Origin of the sequence: Azospirillum lipoferum 4B, from assembly GCF_000283655.1 — a bacterium.
Classification (GTDB): domain Bacteria; phylum Pseudomonadota; class Alphaproteobacteria; order Azospirillales; family Azospirillaceae; genus Azospirillum; species Azospirillum lipoferum_C.
Window position 1 is genome coordinate 836,278 of sequence record NC_016622.1, and the last position, 12,510, is coordinate 848,787.

Sequence of the window (12,510 nt, forward strand, 5' to 3'; positions counted from 1 at the left end):
GGCGCTGCGGGCCGGCTATCAACAATCATGCCGGCCCGCCGCCGCGGCCTCACTTCCAGCGGGCGGCGTAGAAGCGCGGAAGCTCGTCCGGCTGTGCGGTGAAGGCGAGGTCGGACGTGAAGGCGTAATTGCTGGGATAGGAGAACAGCGGCAGCAGATAGGCCTTCTGCGCGATCGTCGACAGCGCTTCCTTGTAGAGGTCCTTTCGTGCCGCGGTGTCGGTCGTCGTATCGGCCTTCTCGAGCAGAGCCCTGACCTTGGGGTCCCGGCTCATGTCGTCCTCGTTCTCCTTGAACCACACGCCGGTGAAGGCGGAGGCGTCGTTCACCGAGAAGGAGCCCCAGGTCTGGTATTGCAGCGGCACCTTGCCGGCGCGGGCGGCTTCGCGCATCGCCGCGTATTTCAGGAACCGCAGGTTGGCGCGGATGCCGACCGCGCGCAGATAGCCGATGACCGCCTCCGCGTATTCGCGCTCGCGATAGGCGTAGAGATCGGTTTCGAACCCGTTCGGATAGCCGGCCTCGGCCAGCAGCTTCTTCGCCTTTTCCGGATTGTAGTCGTAACGCGGAACGCCGTCGTCGGTGCAGCCGGTCTGGTCGATGAAGCAGGCGGAATGCATCACCCGCGCGCCCTCGCCGACCAGATTCTTGACCATCGCCTGACGGTCGATGGCATAGGCGATGGCTTGGCGGACCTTCTCGTTCTTCATCGGGGTATCGGCGGCGGTGCGGCCGGCGGAGTCGAACTGCAGGAAGCCGACGCGCATCGTCTCGGCCGACAGAACGGTGAGGTTCGGCACCGTCTTCAGCTGCTCCGCCTGGTCCTTCGGCACGCGCCAGATCCAATCGACGCCGCCGGTCATCAGTTCGGCCATGCGGGTCTCGCCGTCGGGGATGACGCGGAACTGGATCTTGCCGATGGCGGGATCGCCGAGCGGGCTGCCTTTGAAATAGCCCTTGTACTTTTCCATCATCACGCCCTTGCCGTTCTCCACCGCGGTGATGCGGTAGGGGCCGGTGCCGATGGGCGCCTTGGAGAAGCCATCCAGCCCGACCTTCTTGAAATAGGCGGCGGGATAGATCGGGGTCGGGCCGGACAGATATTCCAGCGCCGCCGGGAACGGGCCCTTCAGCCGGACGCGCACCGTGTAGTCGTCGATCTTGTCGGTGCCGGCCATCCATTCGACGTTCTGCTTGGTCACCACCTTCGCTTCCGGCGTCAGCACGTAATTGAAGGTGAACACCACATCGTCGGCGGTGAAGGGCGAGCCGTCCTGGAAGGTCACACCCTGGCGCAGCTTCAGTTCCAGCGTGACCGGATCGATCCATTTCCACGAGGTCGCCAGCTCCGGCTCGTACTCGCCGGTCTTGGGATTCCGGTAGATCAGCGTATCCCAGACGAGATGGGCGATGATGACGCCTTCGCGCAGATTGTTGTGATAGGGGCTGATGTTCTCCGGCTCGCTGTCCGAAGCGTAGACCAGCGTGTCGTTCGCCTTGTTGGCAAGGGCCACCGAAGGCAGGGCCAGGGCCGCGACCGCCGCGGCTGCGAACATCATCGACTTACCGTACGCAAAGGGCGCCATGTCCGAACTCCGTCCAAGAGGGTCCATTTGCACGAAAGTTAGCCATGACACGGTATTGTGCAGATTGGCATGCCGCAATTATAATAGTTGGAAGTTCTCGTTGCTGAATCGGCAACGGCATGGTTCATGGTGCTGATATTCAGTGATCTTACCAAATCGGCGTCGTCGAGGGGAAACGCCATGAACGCCACCGCGCTCCGTTATTTCCTTGAGGTCGCCCGCACCGGCTCCATCGCCGACGCCTCGGCCCGGCTGCATGTCGCCTCCTCCGCCATCAGCCGGCAGATCGCCCATCTCGAAGCCGATCTCGGCGTCGAATTGTTCGAACGCCGGCCGCGCGGAATGGTGCCGAGCTATGCCGGCGACCTGCTCGCCCGCCATGCCCAGCGCCTGTTCCTGGAGGAAGAGGCCATCGTGACCGAGTTGAAGCGGTTGCGCGGGCTGGCCAGCGGACGGGTGCGTGTCGCCGCGACCGAGGGATTCGGCATGAGCCTGATCCCGGCGGCCATCCGCAGCTTCCGCGACCGCCATCCCGGCATCCGCATCGAACTGCGCGTCGTCGCACCGGCGGCCGTCACCCGCATGGTGCGGGAGGGAGAGGTCGATATCGGCGCCACCTTCTCCTTCGCCCCCGAACCGGGGGTCAGGGCGATGGGGGAAGGCCGGGCGCCGGTCCTGGCGGTGATGGCGAAGGACCATCCGCTGGCCGGCCAGCCCGTCGTGTCGCTGGCCCAGCTGGCCCGTGAAGCCATCGCGCTGCCGGAAAAGGACACCACCGTGCGGCAGCTGTTCGATATCGCCTGCGGCCTGGCCGGGGTCGTGATCGAACCGGTGCTGGTTTCAAACTACATCGCCGGGCTGTGGGCCTTTGCAGCGGAAGGCGGCGGCATCACCGTCGCAAGTCCCTTCACCGTCCATTCCAGCACGGTGGGCCATCCGGTGGCGTCGGTCCCGATCGACTCTCCCACACTCGACCAGCGCTATTACCAGATCCAGACCATGCTCGGCCGCCATCTGCCGGAGGCGGTGTATGCCTTTGCGACCCACCTGACCGGCATCATCAAGCGCCTGGACCGCAGTGCCGAAGCGCCGATCTGAGGTGGGGTGATGTGGCGGCGGCCCTTCCACCTTCTGGGATCGGTGGCAAACCAATGCCGTCGCCGGGAGATCGCGGCGTTGGGGCATATGGTGAGGCTGATGCCGCCCGCCTGCGTCAAACCGCACGTGAAGCAGGCGCGATCTGCGAAGCGGTCACGCGCCCGGCCCTACGCACCGTTGGCGATCTGGCGCCGCACCTCGTCGGCAATGGGATGCAGGAGCGCTTGTGTATCGGCGGGGCCGACCAAGCTGTAGCCCATGCCCTTGACCGCCCATGAAAAGCCGCTGGCAGCCTGCCGGCTCAAGGGCTGCATCGGGACGTCGCGATCCACCGCCATGGGGCGGCTCAGCATGACCAGACGCATGCCACGGTCATCGTCATACATGAAGAGCGCCGCCGGCCCGTGCGGGGTCGCGACGACACGTCCGCCCATGAAGCGGTAGCCCGACGCTTCGAGGTTCGGAATCCCGACCTGCCGTCCCAGACGGGTGGAAATCCAATTGGCGAGTTCGGTGCCGGCGTCGGCACGCAGTTCGACGGGACGCAGGCGGTCAGGGCTGTAGACGACGTAATTGTCCGCAGCCTCCTGGCCGAGCGAGGCGACGCCTTGCCGTGGCGGATCGGACAACCCCCGCAGCGTCCAGCCGCCGGCGCCGCCGAACCCCAACAATACGGCCGCCGCCGCGGCGGCCCACCACGGCAAGCGGGATCGGCGTTCCTGGCGTTCCACGATGTGTCTGACGTTGAGCGCCGCGGGAACCGGTTCGTCGGCGATCGGCAAGAGCAGGGCTCTGAGATCGTCGCGTTGGGCGGCATAGCCCGACACGCGCTCCGCCACCTCGGGATGGGTCTCCAGATAGGCCGCCACCTCCGCCTGCCGGACCGGATCGAGGCGCTGGTCGACGAAGGCGTTTAGATCGTCCTCGGTGATCGGACGGCTGATCATTTCACCCTCCGCAAATGGGACCGTCCGGCAGCTTCGGCCGGCATCTCCTTGATGCTTTTCAGCAGCTTTTCGCGCGCACGCGACAGTCGCGACATGACGGTCCCTATCGGCACATCCAGAACCCTGGCCGCATCCGCATAGGAGAGGTCTTCTATGCTGACAAGCAGAATGACCGCGCGCTGGTCCTCGGGAAGTGCTTCGAGCGCACGCAACAGGGCGCGGTGATGCAGGCCATCCTCCTGCGACGCGGGCGTCGAGAGCCAATTCTCGGCGGACTCGACGTCGATGTCCGAGGATCGTGTGGACCTGCGCTTCAATTCGGTCATGGCGAGGTTGTGCAGGATGGTGAAGACCCATCCGCGGGTGTCGCCGCCGACCCGGCGCTGGTTCCAGTGGGCGATGGCGCGTTCCAGGCAGTCCTGGACCAGATCGTCGGCCGCCGTGCGATCGCGGAGCAGCGAGCGCGCGTATCGGCGAAGCGCCGGTATGAGGGGTTCAAGCAGTTCGATCATCATCGGGCATCGTGCGACCATGAATGCTGGGTCCCAAGCCGGCCCGCCTCCGGTTCGAGGGCGGGCCGGCCGCCTGTCACCGCGCCTGGATCTGGACGACGGCACCGGGCTGTGCCGCCGTGCCCTCGGTTATGACCAGATACCGCTTCTCGGCTTTCGCGGTGCTCTGCACGATCTGCCGGATCGGTCCGGCTGTGTTGACGATTGCCGATCCGGCCGGATTCGTCATGAACGCGGCGAGCGGCTGCAGCGTACCCTTGCCGGTTTCGGTCTCGGCCAGCGCCAGCACATAGGGCTTTCTGGGTTCGAGGTTCGTCACGGCGGCCTGGAGAACCTGGATCAGCCCCTGGTCGAACAGCGTCACCGTCGTGACGGCCTTGCCGGGCTTTCCGTTCGCCGAGACCGCGAGGTCGAGATGCGTCGCCTGCCCGGCGCCCCCGAGGGGGGTCAGGTTGTCGGTTCCCGCACCTTCGGGCACGGCCTCGGGCACATAGACGATCGCCTGCGGCGCCTGGCCGACCGGCACGGTCGCGATCACCGTGTTCGTCATGGTGTCGATCGCAGCCATAGCGTCCGCATTCTCCAGCCCGACATAGATGCGGCTGCCGTCGCCGGACGGCCAGATGCCATGCGGCAGGTTGCCGACGGGAATCGTTGCGACATGCTCGAAGCTGTCGGTGCGAAACACCTTGACCTCGTTCAGGCCGCCGATGGTGACGTAGGCGAACGTCCCATTGGCGTTGTGCGCGAAATTGACGTGGTTGGTGATCGGGCCGGTGTCGAGCGTCTTGATCGGGTCGAATGGTGGCTGGGCATTGAAGACCTGCGTCTTGCCGATATCCTTCAGGGTGAGCCAGACCTGCCGGCCATCCGGGGTCGCCGCGATGTTGGGACAGAAGGGGCTGGCCTGCTGGATGCGCGCGACGATCCGGTGATCCGCCACGCTGACGACGTCCGTCTCCGGGTTGAAGGAGGAGCAGATGTAGCCGTATTTTCCGTCCGGCGAGAAGATCTGCATGCCGGGACCGTTGGGCGTCTTGATCCGGGTCTTCTCTTCGAAGGTCTTTGCATCGAGGACGGCGACATAGTTCTCGCCCCGCACCGTGACCCAGACCTCGCTGCCGTCCGGGGTGAAGAACGCCTCGTGAGGCGAGCGCCCGACATAGGTGGTGTGCTTGACCGTATTGGTGGCCGTATCGATGAAGCTGACCGAATTGGAGCCGATCGACACGACCGCGATGGTCTTGCGGTCGGGGGAGAAACCCATGCCATGGACCAGCACCTGTCCCTTGTAGAGCGGGCTGAAGTTCGCCGGCTGCGGGTCTCCCAGGCGAATGACGCCGAGCAGCTTGTTGTCGACGGGATCGATGACCGAAACCGTGTTCGAGAACTGTTCGGCCGCATAGACGCGATCGCGGTGGCTGATCGGAAAATCCGGCGCCGTGCCGGCGTAGGGTGCTTGCCCGGCATAGGCGGGCAGATGTCCCGCAAGCATCGAGCCGGCGATCATCGCCAGGGTGGAAAGCAGACGGATCTTCATTGGGGCTGACCCTCTTTCATATGCATGTGCATCGGAGACGGAGGGGTCTGCGAGGCGGATGCTTGAGGCGGGACTTGCGGCGGTGAGATCTGGGGCGGTGAGATCTGGGGCCGTGAAACCTGGGTCGGTACCGGCACGGACGGCGGCAGCGGCTGGCCCAAGGCCATGCGCATGGCGGCGATCTCCTGCTGCTGCTCGACGATGATCTCCTGCGCGATGCGCCGAAGCTGCTCGTTCTTCCCGTACCGCAGTTGGGCGAGCGCCATGTCGATCGCGCCCTGGTGATGGGGAATCATCATCGCCGCGAAATCGGCGTCGACGTCGCCCGTTGGCTTCACCGCCATATCGGACATCATTCTGTCCATAGCGGCGCTGTTTTCCGCCAGGAACGGCGCTTCGTCGTCGAGCGCCGATGCCATGGCCGGCCCGGCTGAGTGTGCGTGGGCAGTTTGGGCACCGGCCAGCGTCGACGCGGCCATTCCCGTTGTCAGGGCGAGGGCCACGGCTATCAATATCGGATATCGCATAGGAGGCTCTTCGGTCTGTCTCGTCGCGGTCTCGACGGGGTGGACTGGCCGGCCATACGATTATTCCGCGCGGCGTCGATTATTTTTATGCAAACGATGGGGCGTTCATCCGACGGGGTGCTGAATCGGGCCGTTCTTGAGGAGTGTGGATCGTCAGCCGGCGCGAGGCCCGCCATGGACTCGAGCGTCAGCTATCGGTACGGCGCTTGACCTCCTTGTTCAGGCGCTCGATGGGATTTGTGCTGTGCAATTCGGTACGGAGCGCCCGTTCTGGCGGACCTCGAGGCGGGTGGGGCGCGTATCGCTGCGTTCGTGACGCGCGGCGCCGATCAGCGCCTCGACCTCTAAGTCCATCAACCGGTGCAACGCCTGCTCGGCAATCGCGCGCAGGAAATCGCCGTCGGTGCTCTTCTGGATCTGCTCGATCAGTGCCATGACGTGAGTCGCGTGTGGCAACTCGACCTTACCGAAGATGCGCGATGGCCACCTCACGCTGCCCCGTCACCGCCCGAGGGGCGGAGGATCGGGCGCATTTTCCACCACGTCCCTGGACGTTGGCTTTGTCGGGAAACCCGCCCGACAAGCATTGTGTCCGGAAAGCCGCCGTCAACGCGGGTTTCCGGACAATTGGGCGGCTGGCCGCCAAACGGCGGCTTCGCCGACAAGGGCATGCCGTCCTTGTTCAGAACCTGGCTTTTCCGATCGAAGCCCCACCGTCGACATGAATCGTCTGGCCGGTGATGAAGCCCGCCTCGTCGGACAGGAGAAAGGCGATCGCCGCCGCAACTTCATCGGGCTTGGCGAAGCGGCCCATCGGCACACCTGCGAGATATCGTGCCTCGCCGATGCTGCCGGGCGGATTGTTGGCACGAAACAACTCGGTTTCGGTTGGACCCGGCGACACAGCGTTCACGGTGATCCCGTTGCCGGCCAGTTCCAGTGCCCAACTTCGTGCAAAGCTGACCAAAGCGGCCTTTGCCGCGGCATAGGCGGTGCGCTCCACGGCACCCAGCACGGTAAGGCTCGATATGTTGACGATCCGGCCCCAGCCGCGCGCCTTCATTGCCGGCAATGCCGCCTGGGCCGCCGTCAGCGCCGGGTGGAGATTGAGCCGCAGCACTTCGTCCAGCACCGCCGGGTCAACCGCGCCGAGCGGCTGCGGGCGGACGAGTCCGACATTGTTGACCACGCCATCGACGGCATGACGCGTGACGACGTCCGCGAGTGTGCCGGCCGCCGTATCGCCGGCCATGTCGAGCGGGTAGAGCGTTCCCGGAAAATCATCGGTCAAGGTGCGCGCGATGCCGATGACGGCGTGACCGTGCGCGGCGAGCCGATGCGCGAGCGCCAGGCCGATGCCCTTGCTGGCACCGGTGATCAGGAAGCTGCGTTTCATCGTTGATCTCCAGCCCCCGCTCCAGTGTTGGGTTGGGGGCGTTATTGACGCGAGGGGAATTGACAGGGGTCAGGCGGCCGCCGTCCGGCTGGCGCTGCGCAGTGCCGGCAGCATGTCTTCGGGCTCGGGGCGGCGGGTGTAGTCCGGATTGACCTCGGCATAGAGGATCGTGCCGTCCTGTCCGATGACGAAGCGGGCCGGCATCGGCAAGGTCCAGTTCGCATCGCCGTTGAACGCCGGCAGGTCGTTCTTCAGCCCCTTGTACAGCTCGACCAGATAATCGGGCAGCGCGAAGCGCAGGCCAAATGCGGCGGCGACGTCGTTGCCCGGATCCGACAGGATCGGGAAATCGAGCGCGTTTTGGCGCACCGACTTGCGGCTGTTCGGGGCCGTCTGCGGCGAGATGGCGACCAGATTCGCACCGAACGACAGGAAGGTCGGCAACGCCGCCTGCAACGACTGCAGCTCCATGTTGCAGTAGGGGCACCAGACGCCGCGGTAGAAGCTGACCACCAGCGGTCCCTCCGCCAGAAGTGCGGCGGACGACACCGCCTTGCCGTCGGGATCGTCGAGCGTGAAGGCGGGGGCCTTGTCCCCTGCCTTGAGCGCAAGGCCGGCGGCGCCCGAGGCGATCAGTTCGGCGGTGGCGCGGTGCATCGTCTCGATCGCCGAGCGAGGGACGTTGTAGGGCGGCTTGCCCGCCTGGAAATCGGCCTTGAAGGCGTCAAGCTTGTCCTGAAGCGACTTATGGGGGAGCGACATGGGGAAGTCCTCTGTCGTATGGAGTCGAGGGAAATGCGGATCAGCCGTTCGCGGCGGCGGAGCGGGCGACCTCGGCCGCGCTGATGCCTTCCAGCGCCCGGCCGTAACCGGCGCCTTCGTCGACGATCCGGCGCAGCTTCTGCGTCAGCGCGATGCGCGTGTGGCGGCTGGTGAGCGGCGGCAGCCTGCCGGTCTTCTGTTCGCCCTGGCGGATGTTGACGGGTTTCAGGACATGGGAGAGGTCCATCTCCTCCAAGGCCGCCGGAACCTTGACGCTGTTCGGCGTGGCAAACCCACAAAGCTCGATCATGTTCGCTTCTCCCTTGCAGCGTCGCCGCCGATGGGAGAGTTATCGCCATTCCAATCTCCGGGCGGCAGCCCGGCCGGAGCGATAACGGCAATTCCCGTCAGGAATAACGATGGACCGATTGCAGGCGATGGCCAGCTTCGTGCGGGTGGTGGAGACCGGCTCCTTTTCGGGCGCGGCGCGGCAGCTGGGGGTTGGCCAGCCGGCCATCTCCAAGACCATCGCGCAGCTGGAGGAGCGATTGCAGGTGCGCCTGCTGCTGCGGTCGACGCATGGCCTGACGCCCACCGAAGCGGGACTGCGCTTTTACGAGCGCGCCCGGCTCGCCATCCGGGAGGCCGATGAAGCGGAACAGGAGGCGCGGGGTGCCGGTGCGGGCCTGTCGGGCCGGTTGCGGATCTGCGCGGCGACCACCTTCGCCCGGCTGCTGATCGTGCCGCGGCTGCCCGAATTCCTGAGCCGTCATCCGGCGTTGGACATGGAGGTGATTCTGGACGACCGGGTGATCGATCTGGTGTCCGAGGGGATCGACGTTGCGCTGCGCATGGGCACGCTGTCGGACTCGACGGCGGTGGCCCGGCGGATCGCCAGCGGTGGCCGCTCTGTCGTGGCGACGCCCGCCTATCTTGCCCGCGCGGGCGTGCCGCGCACCCCGGCCGACCTCGCCGATCATGACGCGGTGGTCTACAGCCAGCTCAGCAACAGCTGGGCTTTCCGGCAGGGCGGAACCGAAGCGTCGGTCGTGGTGCGCGGCCGGCTGCGGGTCAGCGCGGCGGAAGGAATCCGGGCGGCGGTGCTGGCCGATCTGGGGCTGGCGGTGGCGTCCGACTGGATGTTCGGTCCCGAGCTTGCAAACGGTTCGGTGCGGCGCGTGCTGGAAGACTGGACGCTGCCGCCGGTCGACCTGTGGGCGGTGTTTCCCACCGGCCGGCTGGCCAGCACCAAGGCGCGCGCCTTCGCCGAGTTCGTCGCCGCCATCGTGAACGGCGACGATGCGCCTGCGGAGGAAGCGGAGTCCGGGGAACGCCATTTCAACGGCGGTCATTCCCAGGAGGCATAGGCATTAGTCGCGCAGCCCGCCTACGCGCCGCCTCTGGATTGGGTCAGGGTCCGATCCGTCGAACGCAACCGACGGAACAAGGAACCGCCACCATGACCCAGTTCACCAGCCACACCCTCGATACCGCCCCGGATGGCGCAAAGCCGATTTTCGAGGGCGTGAAGGCCGCTTTCGGCTTCGTGCCCAACCTGCAGTCCTATATGGCGGAATCGCCGGAACTGCTGGCCGGCTATACGGCGCTGTGGGATCTGTTCGCCAAGACCACGCTCACCGTCCATGAGCAGCAGGTCGTGTATCTGACCGCCAATTTCGAGAACGAGTGCCACTATTGCATGGCCGGTCACACCACGCTCGCCCGGATGCAGAAGATGGGCGAGGACGTGATCGCCGCGCTGCGGGCCGGCAGCGAACTGCCCGACGCCCGGCTGGAGGCTCTGCACCGCTTCACCACGCTGGTGGTCCGCAATCGCGGCTGGGTCGCCGACGCGGACGTCGATGATTTCCTGGCGGCCGGCTTCACCCGCCGCAACGTCCTGGAGGTGGTGCTCGGCGTCGCCACCAAGGTGATGAGCAACTACACCAACCACATCACCCACACGCCGCTCGACGCCTTCATGAAGGGCAACGAGTGGAGCAAGCCGGCCCGTGCCTGACACAGGGCGGAGCGCCGTTCTCGTCACGCACCCGACAGGTCTCGTCACCGAATCGATCCATATGGGGTTGACATGATTCTCTCCGGAAAACGCGCACTCATAACCGGCGGCTCCAGCGGCATCGGCTTTGCCGCCGCCCGGGCGTTGAGCGAAAAAGGAGTGGCCCTTGCCATCACCGGCCGGCACCCCGACCGGCTGGCCGCGGCGGTCGACGCCTTGCAGAAGGCTGGATCGTCGGTGACCGGCATCGTGGCCGACGTCGCCACCGTCGACGGGCGCAAGCAGACGCTCGAACGCGCACTCGGCGCACTGGGCGGGCTCGACATCCTTGTCAACAATGCCGGCGGTGTTCGCGCCGGGCGACTGGAGCAGGTCACCGAGGAGGACATCCTCGCGATGATCGCCGTCGACCTGACCGCGCCGATCCTGCTGACGCGGGCCGCCCTTCCGGCGCTGCGCGCCAGCGGCGAGGGGATGGTGGTGAACATATCGTCCGGCCTGGGGCTTGTCGGCGCTCCGTTCTACGCCAGCTATGCCGGCGCCAAGGCCGGTTTGGCCCGGTTCGGCGAGGCCTTGCGCCGCGAACTGAAGGGCGAGGGCGTCCATGTGCTGACCGTCTATCCCGGCGCCACCGACACCCCGATGATGGCGTCGAACAACGCCGGTCCGGAGCTGGGCTTCACCCGCGAGAGCGCCGAGGCCGTGGCCGCGGCCATCGTGGCGGGGATCGAAACGGACGCGCTGGAGGTGATCCGCGGCGGCGAAGCGCGGGCGGCGATGATCGCGCTCAACCGGGACGACCCGCTGGCCATCGATGCGCGGTTCCTCGATCTCAAGGTCCGCCTTGAGTCGGCGGTCAGGGAGCATGCCGCCATGTGAGTGAACCGCACCGGGTTTGTCGGAGGCCATTTGGCTCGAGTCACGCCGCGATGGCGACGTCCTCGGTTTGAGCATGATGGCGCGCTTGGGCCTTGGCGGGCGGAATGTTGCCGATGGGTTCGAGCAGGCGCCGGTTGTTGAACCAGTCCACCCATTCCAGGGCGCGCCATGGCCTGCGGCGCCGGATCACCTCGGTCTTGTAGAGGCCGTCGATGGTCTCGTTCGTGCCGCGTTGCCATGGACTGCGCGGATCGCATAAGTAGACGCACAGCCCGGTATCGATCCGGATATTGGCGTGTTGGGCCGGGCCGCTTCCCCTGGTCGCGTTCGGCCTGCCGGACCCAACCCCGCAGCGTCTCGGGATTGCGGCCGATCTTCGCCGCGATCGAGCCGATCGCCGCCCACTGCGAGGCATGCTCGCCAGCGTGTTCGAACATCATCCGCACCGCGCGCGGGCTTCAGGGGCGTATTTCGGTGACCCCTGTTTCGTCATGCTGACCCCATCCTCTCAGGAAACGGGGCCTCCGGCAAATCCGGCGCGGTCTCTCTCCAAGGCGAAGGGGAGCACCGGCCGCCATGTGAAGAATGCATTGCGCGCAATTGAGTTTCGCATGGCTTAATAAATTGCGTGCAATTCGATTGTGAGCGATGTTTCTTCTCACGAGATCATAGGCGGCAATGCTTCCCGCCGCGCCGCCGACCGAACCCCCATATGCAATGAAGGAGAGCACACCATGAAGACCCTGTATTCGACGAAGGTGTCCGCCACCGGTGGCCGCGACGGCAAGGCCGTCAGCGAGGACGGGCTGCTGTCGGTCGCGCTGGCCGCGCCGAAGGAATTGGGCGGGCAGGGCGGGGCCACCAACCCCGAGCAGCTGTTTGCCGCCGGCTATTCCGCCTGCTTCATCGGCGCCATCAAGTTCGTCGGCAACCGCGACAAGATCGCCGTTCCGGCCGGCCTGTCGGTGACCGCCACGGTGGGCATCGGCGCCCGTGACGATGGCGAGGGCTTCGGCCTGACTGTGGACTTCGTCGTGTCGCTGCCGGGCATGGACAAGGCTGCGGCCGAGGATCTGCTGGCCCGCGCCCACAAGGTCTGCCCCTACAGCCATGCCACCAAGGGCAACATCCCGGTCACCACGACGGTTGCCTGAGGCTGTTCCCTCCGGGGTGTTGCCCCAGGGTATAGCATCGGGTGAATACCTGAAGCGAAACGCTTCGGGATTGCGCCGCCGGGCTGTTGC

13 protein-coding genes and 5 pseudogenes are annotated in these 12,510 nt (G+C 66.0%); 6 read left to right on the forward strand and 12 right to left on the reverse strand.

Going from position 1 to position 12,510, the window contains the following annotated elements; genetic code table 11:
• Positions 1-49: 49 nt before the first annotated feature.
• The gene (locus tag AZOLI_RS03885; RefSeq protein ID WP_167331728.1) at positions 50-1,585 is read right to left on the reverse strand and encodes an ABC transporter substrate-binding protein; all 1,536 of its coding nucleotides are present in this window, start codon (positions 1,583-1,585) and stop codon (positions 50-52) included.
• Between the two features lie 180 nt (positions 1,586-1,765).
• On the opposite strand from AZOLI_RS03885, the gene AZOLI_RS03890 reads away from it, so the two are divergent.
• Both AZOLI_RS03890 and AZOLI_RS32275 read left to right on the forward strand, forming a co-directional pair.
• Positions 1,766-2,683: a LysR family transcriptional regulator gene (locus tag AZOLI_RS03890; protein WP_014247273.1), complete on the forward strand. Its 918-nt coding sequence runs from the start codon at positions 1,766-1,768 to the stop codon at positions 2,681-2,683.
• A gap of 63 nt (positions 2,684-2,746) precedes the next feature.
• A pseudogene (locus AZOLI_RS32275) lies at positions 2,747-2,862 on the forward strand (IS110 family transposase); the annotation flags it as partial.
• Here the strand turns inward: AZOLI_RS32275 and AZOLI_RS03895 are convergent.
• The 9 genes and pseudogenes from AZOLI_RS03895 to AZOLI_RS33030 all read right to left on the reverse strand — a co-directional run bounded on the left by AZOLI_RS03895 (position 2,851) and on the right by AZOLI_RS33030 (position 8,677).
• Positions 2,851-3,630 (reverse strand): anti-sigma factor family protein, encoded by a 780-nt coding sequence (locus AZOLI_RS03895; RefSeq protein WP_014247274.1) that lies wholly within the window; start codon positions 3,628-3,630, stop codon positions 2,851-2,853. The pseudogene AZOLI_RS32275 and the gene AZOLI_RS03895 overlap by 12 nt on opposite strands.
• Positions 3,627-4,145 (reverse strand): sigma-70 family RNA polymerase sigma factor, encoded by a 519-nt coding sequence (locus AZOLI_RS03900; RefSeq protein WP_014247275.1) that lies wholly within the window; start codon positions 4,143-4,145, stop codon positions 3,627-3,629. Before AZOLI_RS03900 ends, AZOLI_RS03895 begins: the two co-directional genes overlap by 4 nt.
• A 73-nt stretch (positions 4,146-4,218) precedes the next feature.
• Positions 4,219-5,682: a YncE family protein gene (locus AZOLI_RS03905; protein WP_014247276.1), complete on the reverse strand. Its 1,464-nt coding sequence runs from the start codon at positions 5,680-5,682 to the stop codon at positions 4,219-4,221.
• Positions 5,679-6,185 (reverse strand): DUF305 domain-containing protein, encoded by a 507-nt coding sequence (locus tag AZOLI_RS03910; protein ID WP_244442517.1) that lies wholly within the window; start codon positions 6,183-6,185, stop codon positions 5,679-5,681. Before AZOLI_RS03910 ends, AZOLI_RS03905 begins: the two co-directional genes overlap by 4 nt.
• A 217-nt stretch (positions 6,186-6,402) precedes the next feature.
• Positions 6,403-6,474, reverse strand: a pseudogene (locus tag AZOLI_RS33795) (transposase); the annotation flags it as partial.
• A 23-nt stretch (positions 6,475-6,497) separates the two neighbouring features.
• Positions 6,498-6,644: pseudogene (locus AZOLI_RS33135) on the reverse strand (IS256 family transposase); the annotation flags it as partial.
• Between the two features lie 247 nt (positions 6,645-6,891).
• Positions 6,892-7,605 carry an SDR family oxidoreductase gene (locus tag AZOLI_RS03920; RefSeq protein WP_014247278.1) on the reverse strand — a complete coding sequence of 238 codons (714 nt, stop codon included), beginning with the start codon at positions 7,603-7,605 and terminating at the stop codon, positions 6,892-6,894.
• Positions 7,606-7,674: 69 nt separating this feature from the next.
• Complete coding sequence (locus AZOLI_RS03925) at positions 7,675-8,367, reverse strand: peroxiredoxin-like family protein (protein ID WP_014247279.1); 693 nt, start codon at positions 8,365-8,367, stop codon at positions 7,675-7,677.
• Between the two features lie 40 nt (positions 8,368-8,407).
• On the reverse strand, positions 8,408-8,677 hold the full coding sequence (locus AZOLI_RS33030; protein WP_014247280.1) for a hypothetical protein: 270 nt from the start codon (positions 8,675-8,677) through the stop codon (positions 8,408-8,410).
• A 109-nt stretch (positions 8,678-8,786) separates the two neighbouring features.
• On the opposite strand from AZOLI_RS33030, the gene AZOLI_RS03935 reads away from it, so the two are divergent.
• The 3 genes from AZOLI_RS03935 (at position 8,787) to AZOLI_RS03945 (ending at position 11,266) form a co-directional block, all read left to right on the forward strand.
• A complete protein-coding gene (locus AZOLI_RS03935; protein WP_014247281.1) occupies positions 8,787-9,734 on the forward strand; it encodes a LysR family transcriptional regulator in 948 nt (315 codons plus the stop codon).
• Positions 9,735-9,826: 92 nt separating this feature from the next.
• Positions 9,827-10,387 carry a carboxymuconolactone decarboxylase family protein gene (locus tag AZOLI_RS03940; RefSeq protein WP_014247282.1) on the forward strand — a complete coding sequence of 187 codons (561 nt, stop codon included), beginning with the start codon at positions 9,827-9,829 and terminating at the stop codon, positions 10,385-10,387.
• Between the two features lie 72 nt (positions 10,388-10,459).
• Positions 10,460-11,266 (forward strand): SDR family NAD(P)-dependent oxidoreductase, encoded by an 807-nt coding sequence (locus AZOLI_RS03945; RefSeq protein ID WP_044549634.1) that lies wholly within the window; start codon positions 10,460-10,462, stop codon positions 11,264-11,266.
• A gap of 40 nt (positions 11,267-11,306) precedes the next feature.
• Here AZOLI_RS03945 and AZOLI_RS32280 read toward each other — a convergent pair.
• Positions 11,307-11,486 (reverse strand): annotated as a pseudogene (locus AZOLI_RS32280) (IS3 family transposase); the annotation flags it as partial.
• 31 nt (positions 11,487-11,517) lie between these two features.
• A pseudogene (locus tag AZOLI_RS32285) lies at positions 11,518-11,759 on the reverse strand (IS3 family transposase); the annotation flags it as partial.
• 241 nt (positions 11,760-12,000) lie between these two features.
• Here AZOLI_RS32285 and AZOLI_RS03955 point away from each other — a divergent pair.
• Positions 12,001-12,420, forward strand: a complete 420-nt coding sequence (locus AZOLI_RS03955) for an organic hydroperoxide resistance protein (protein WP_014247285.1) — start codon at positions 12,001-12,003, stop codon at positions 12,418-12,420.
• Positions 12,421-12,510 lie beyond the last annotated feature (90 nt).

Coding starts and splice junctions, on each gene's coding strand:
- AZOLI_RS03885 (WP_167331728.1), bottom strand. CDS start 1,585: ATGGCGCCCTTTGCGTACGGTAAGTCGATGATGTTCGCAGCCGCGGCG.
- AZOLI_RS03890 (WP_014247273.1), top strand. CDS start 1,766: ATGAACGCCACCGCGCTCCGTTATTTCCTTGAGGTCGCCCGCACCGGC.
- AZOLI_RS03895 (WP_014247274.1), bottom strand. CDS start 3,630: ATGATCAGCCGTCCGATCACCGAGGACGATCTAAACGCCTTCGTCGAC.
- AZOLI_RS03900 (WP_014247275.1), bottom strand. CDS start 4,145: ATGATGATCGAACTGCTTGAACCCCTCATACCGGCGCTTCGCCGATAC.
- AZOLI_RS03905 (WP_014247276.1), bottom strand. CDS start 5,682: ATGAAGATCCGTCTGCTTTCCACCCTGGCGATGATCGCCGGCTCGATG.
- AZOLI_RS03920 (WP_014247278.1), bottom strand. CDS start 7,605: ATGAAACGCAGCTTCCTGATCACCGGTGCCAGCAAGGGCATCGGCCTG.
- AZOLI_RS03925 (WP_014247279.1), bottom strand. CDS start 8,367: ATGTCGCTCCCCCATAAGTCGCTTCAGGACAAGCTTGACGCCTTCAAG.
- AZOLI_RS33030 (WP_014247280.1), bottom strand. CDS start 8,677: ATGATCGAGCTTTGTGGGTTTGCCACGCCGAACAGCGTCAAGGTTCCG.
- AZOLI_RS03935 (WP_014247281.1), top strand. CDS start 8,787: ATGGACCGATTGCAGGCGATGGCCAGCTTCGTGCGGGTGGTGGAGACC.
- AZOLI_RS03940 (WP_014247282.1), top strand. CDS start 9,827: ATGACCCAGTTCACCAGCCACACCCTCGATACCGCCCCGGATGGCGCA.
- AZOLI_RS03945 (WP_044549634.1), top strand. CDS start 10,460: ATGATTCTCTCCGGAAAACGCGCACTCATAACCGGCGGCTCCAGCGGC.
- AZOLI_RS03955 (WP_014247285.1), top strand. CDS start 12,001: ATGAAGACCCTGTATTCGACGAAGGTGTCCGCCACCGGTGGCCGCGAC.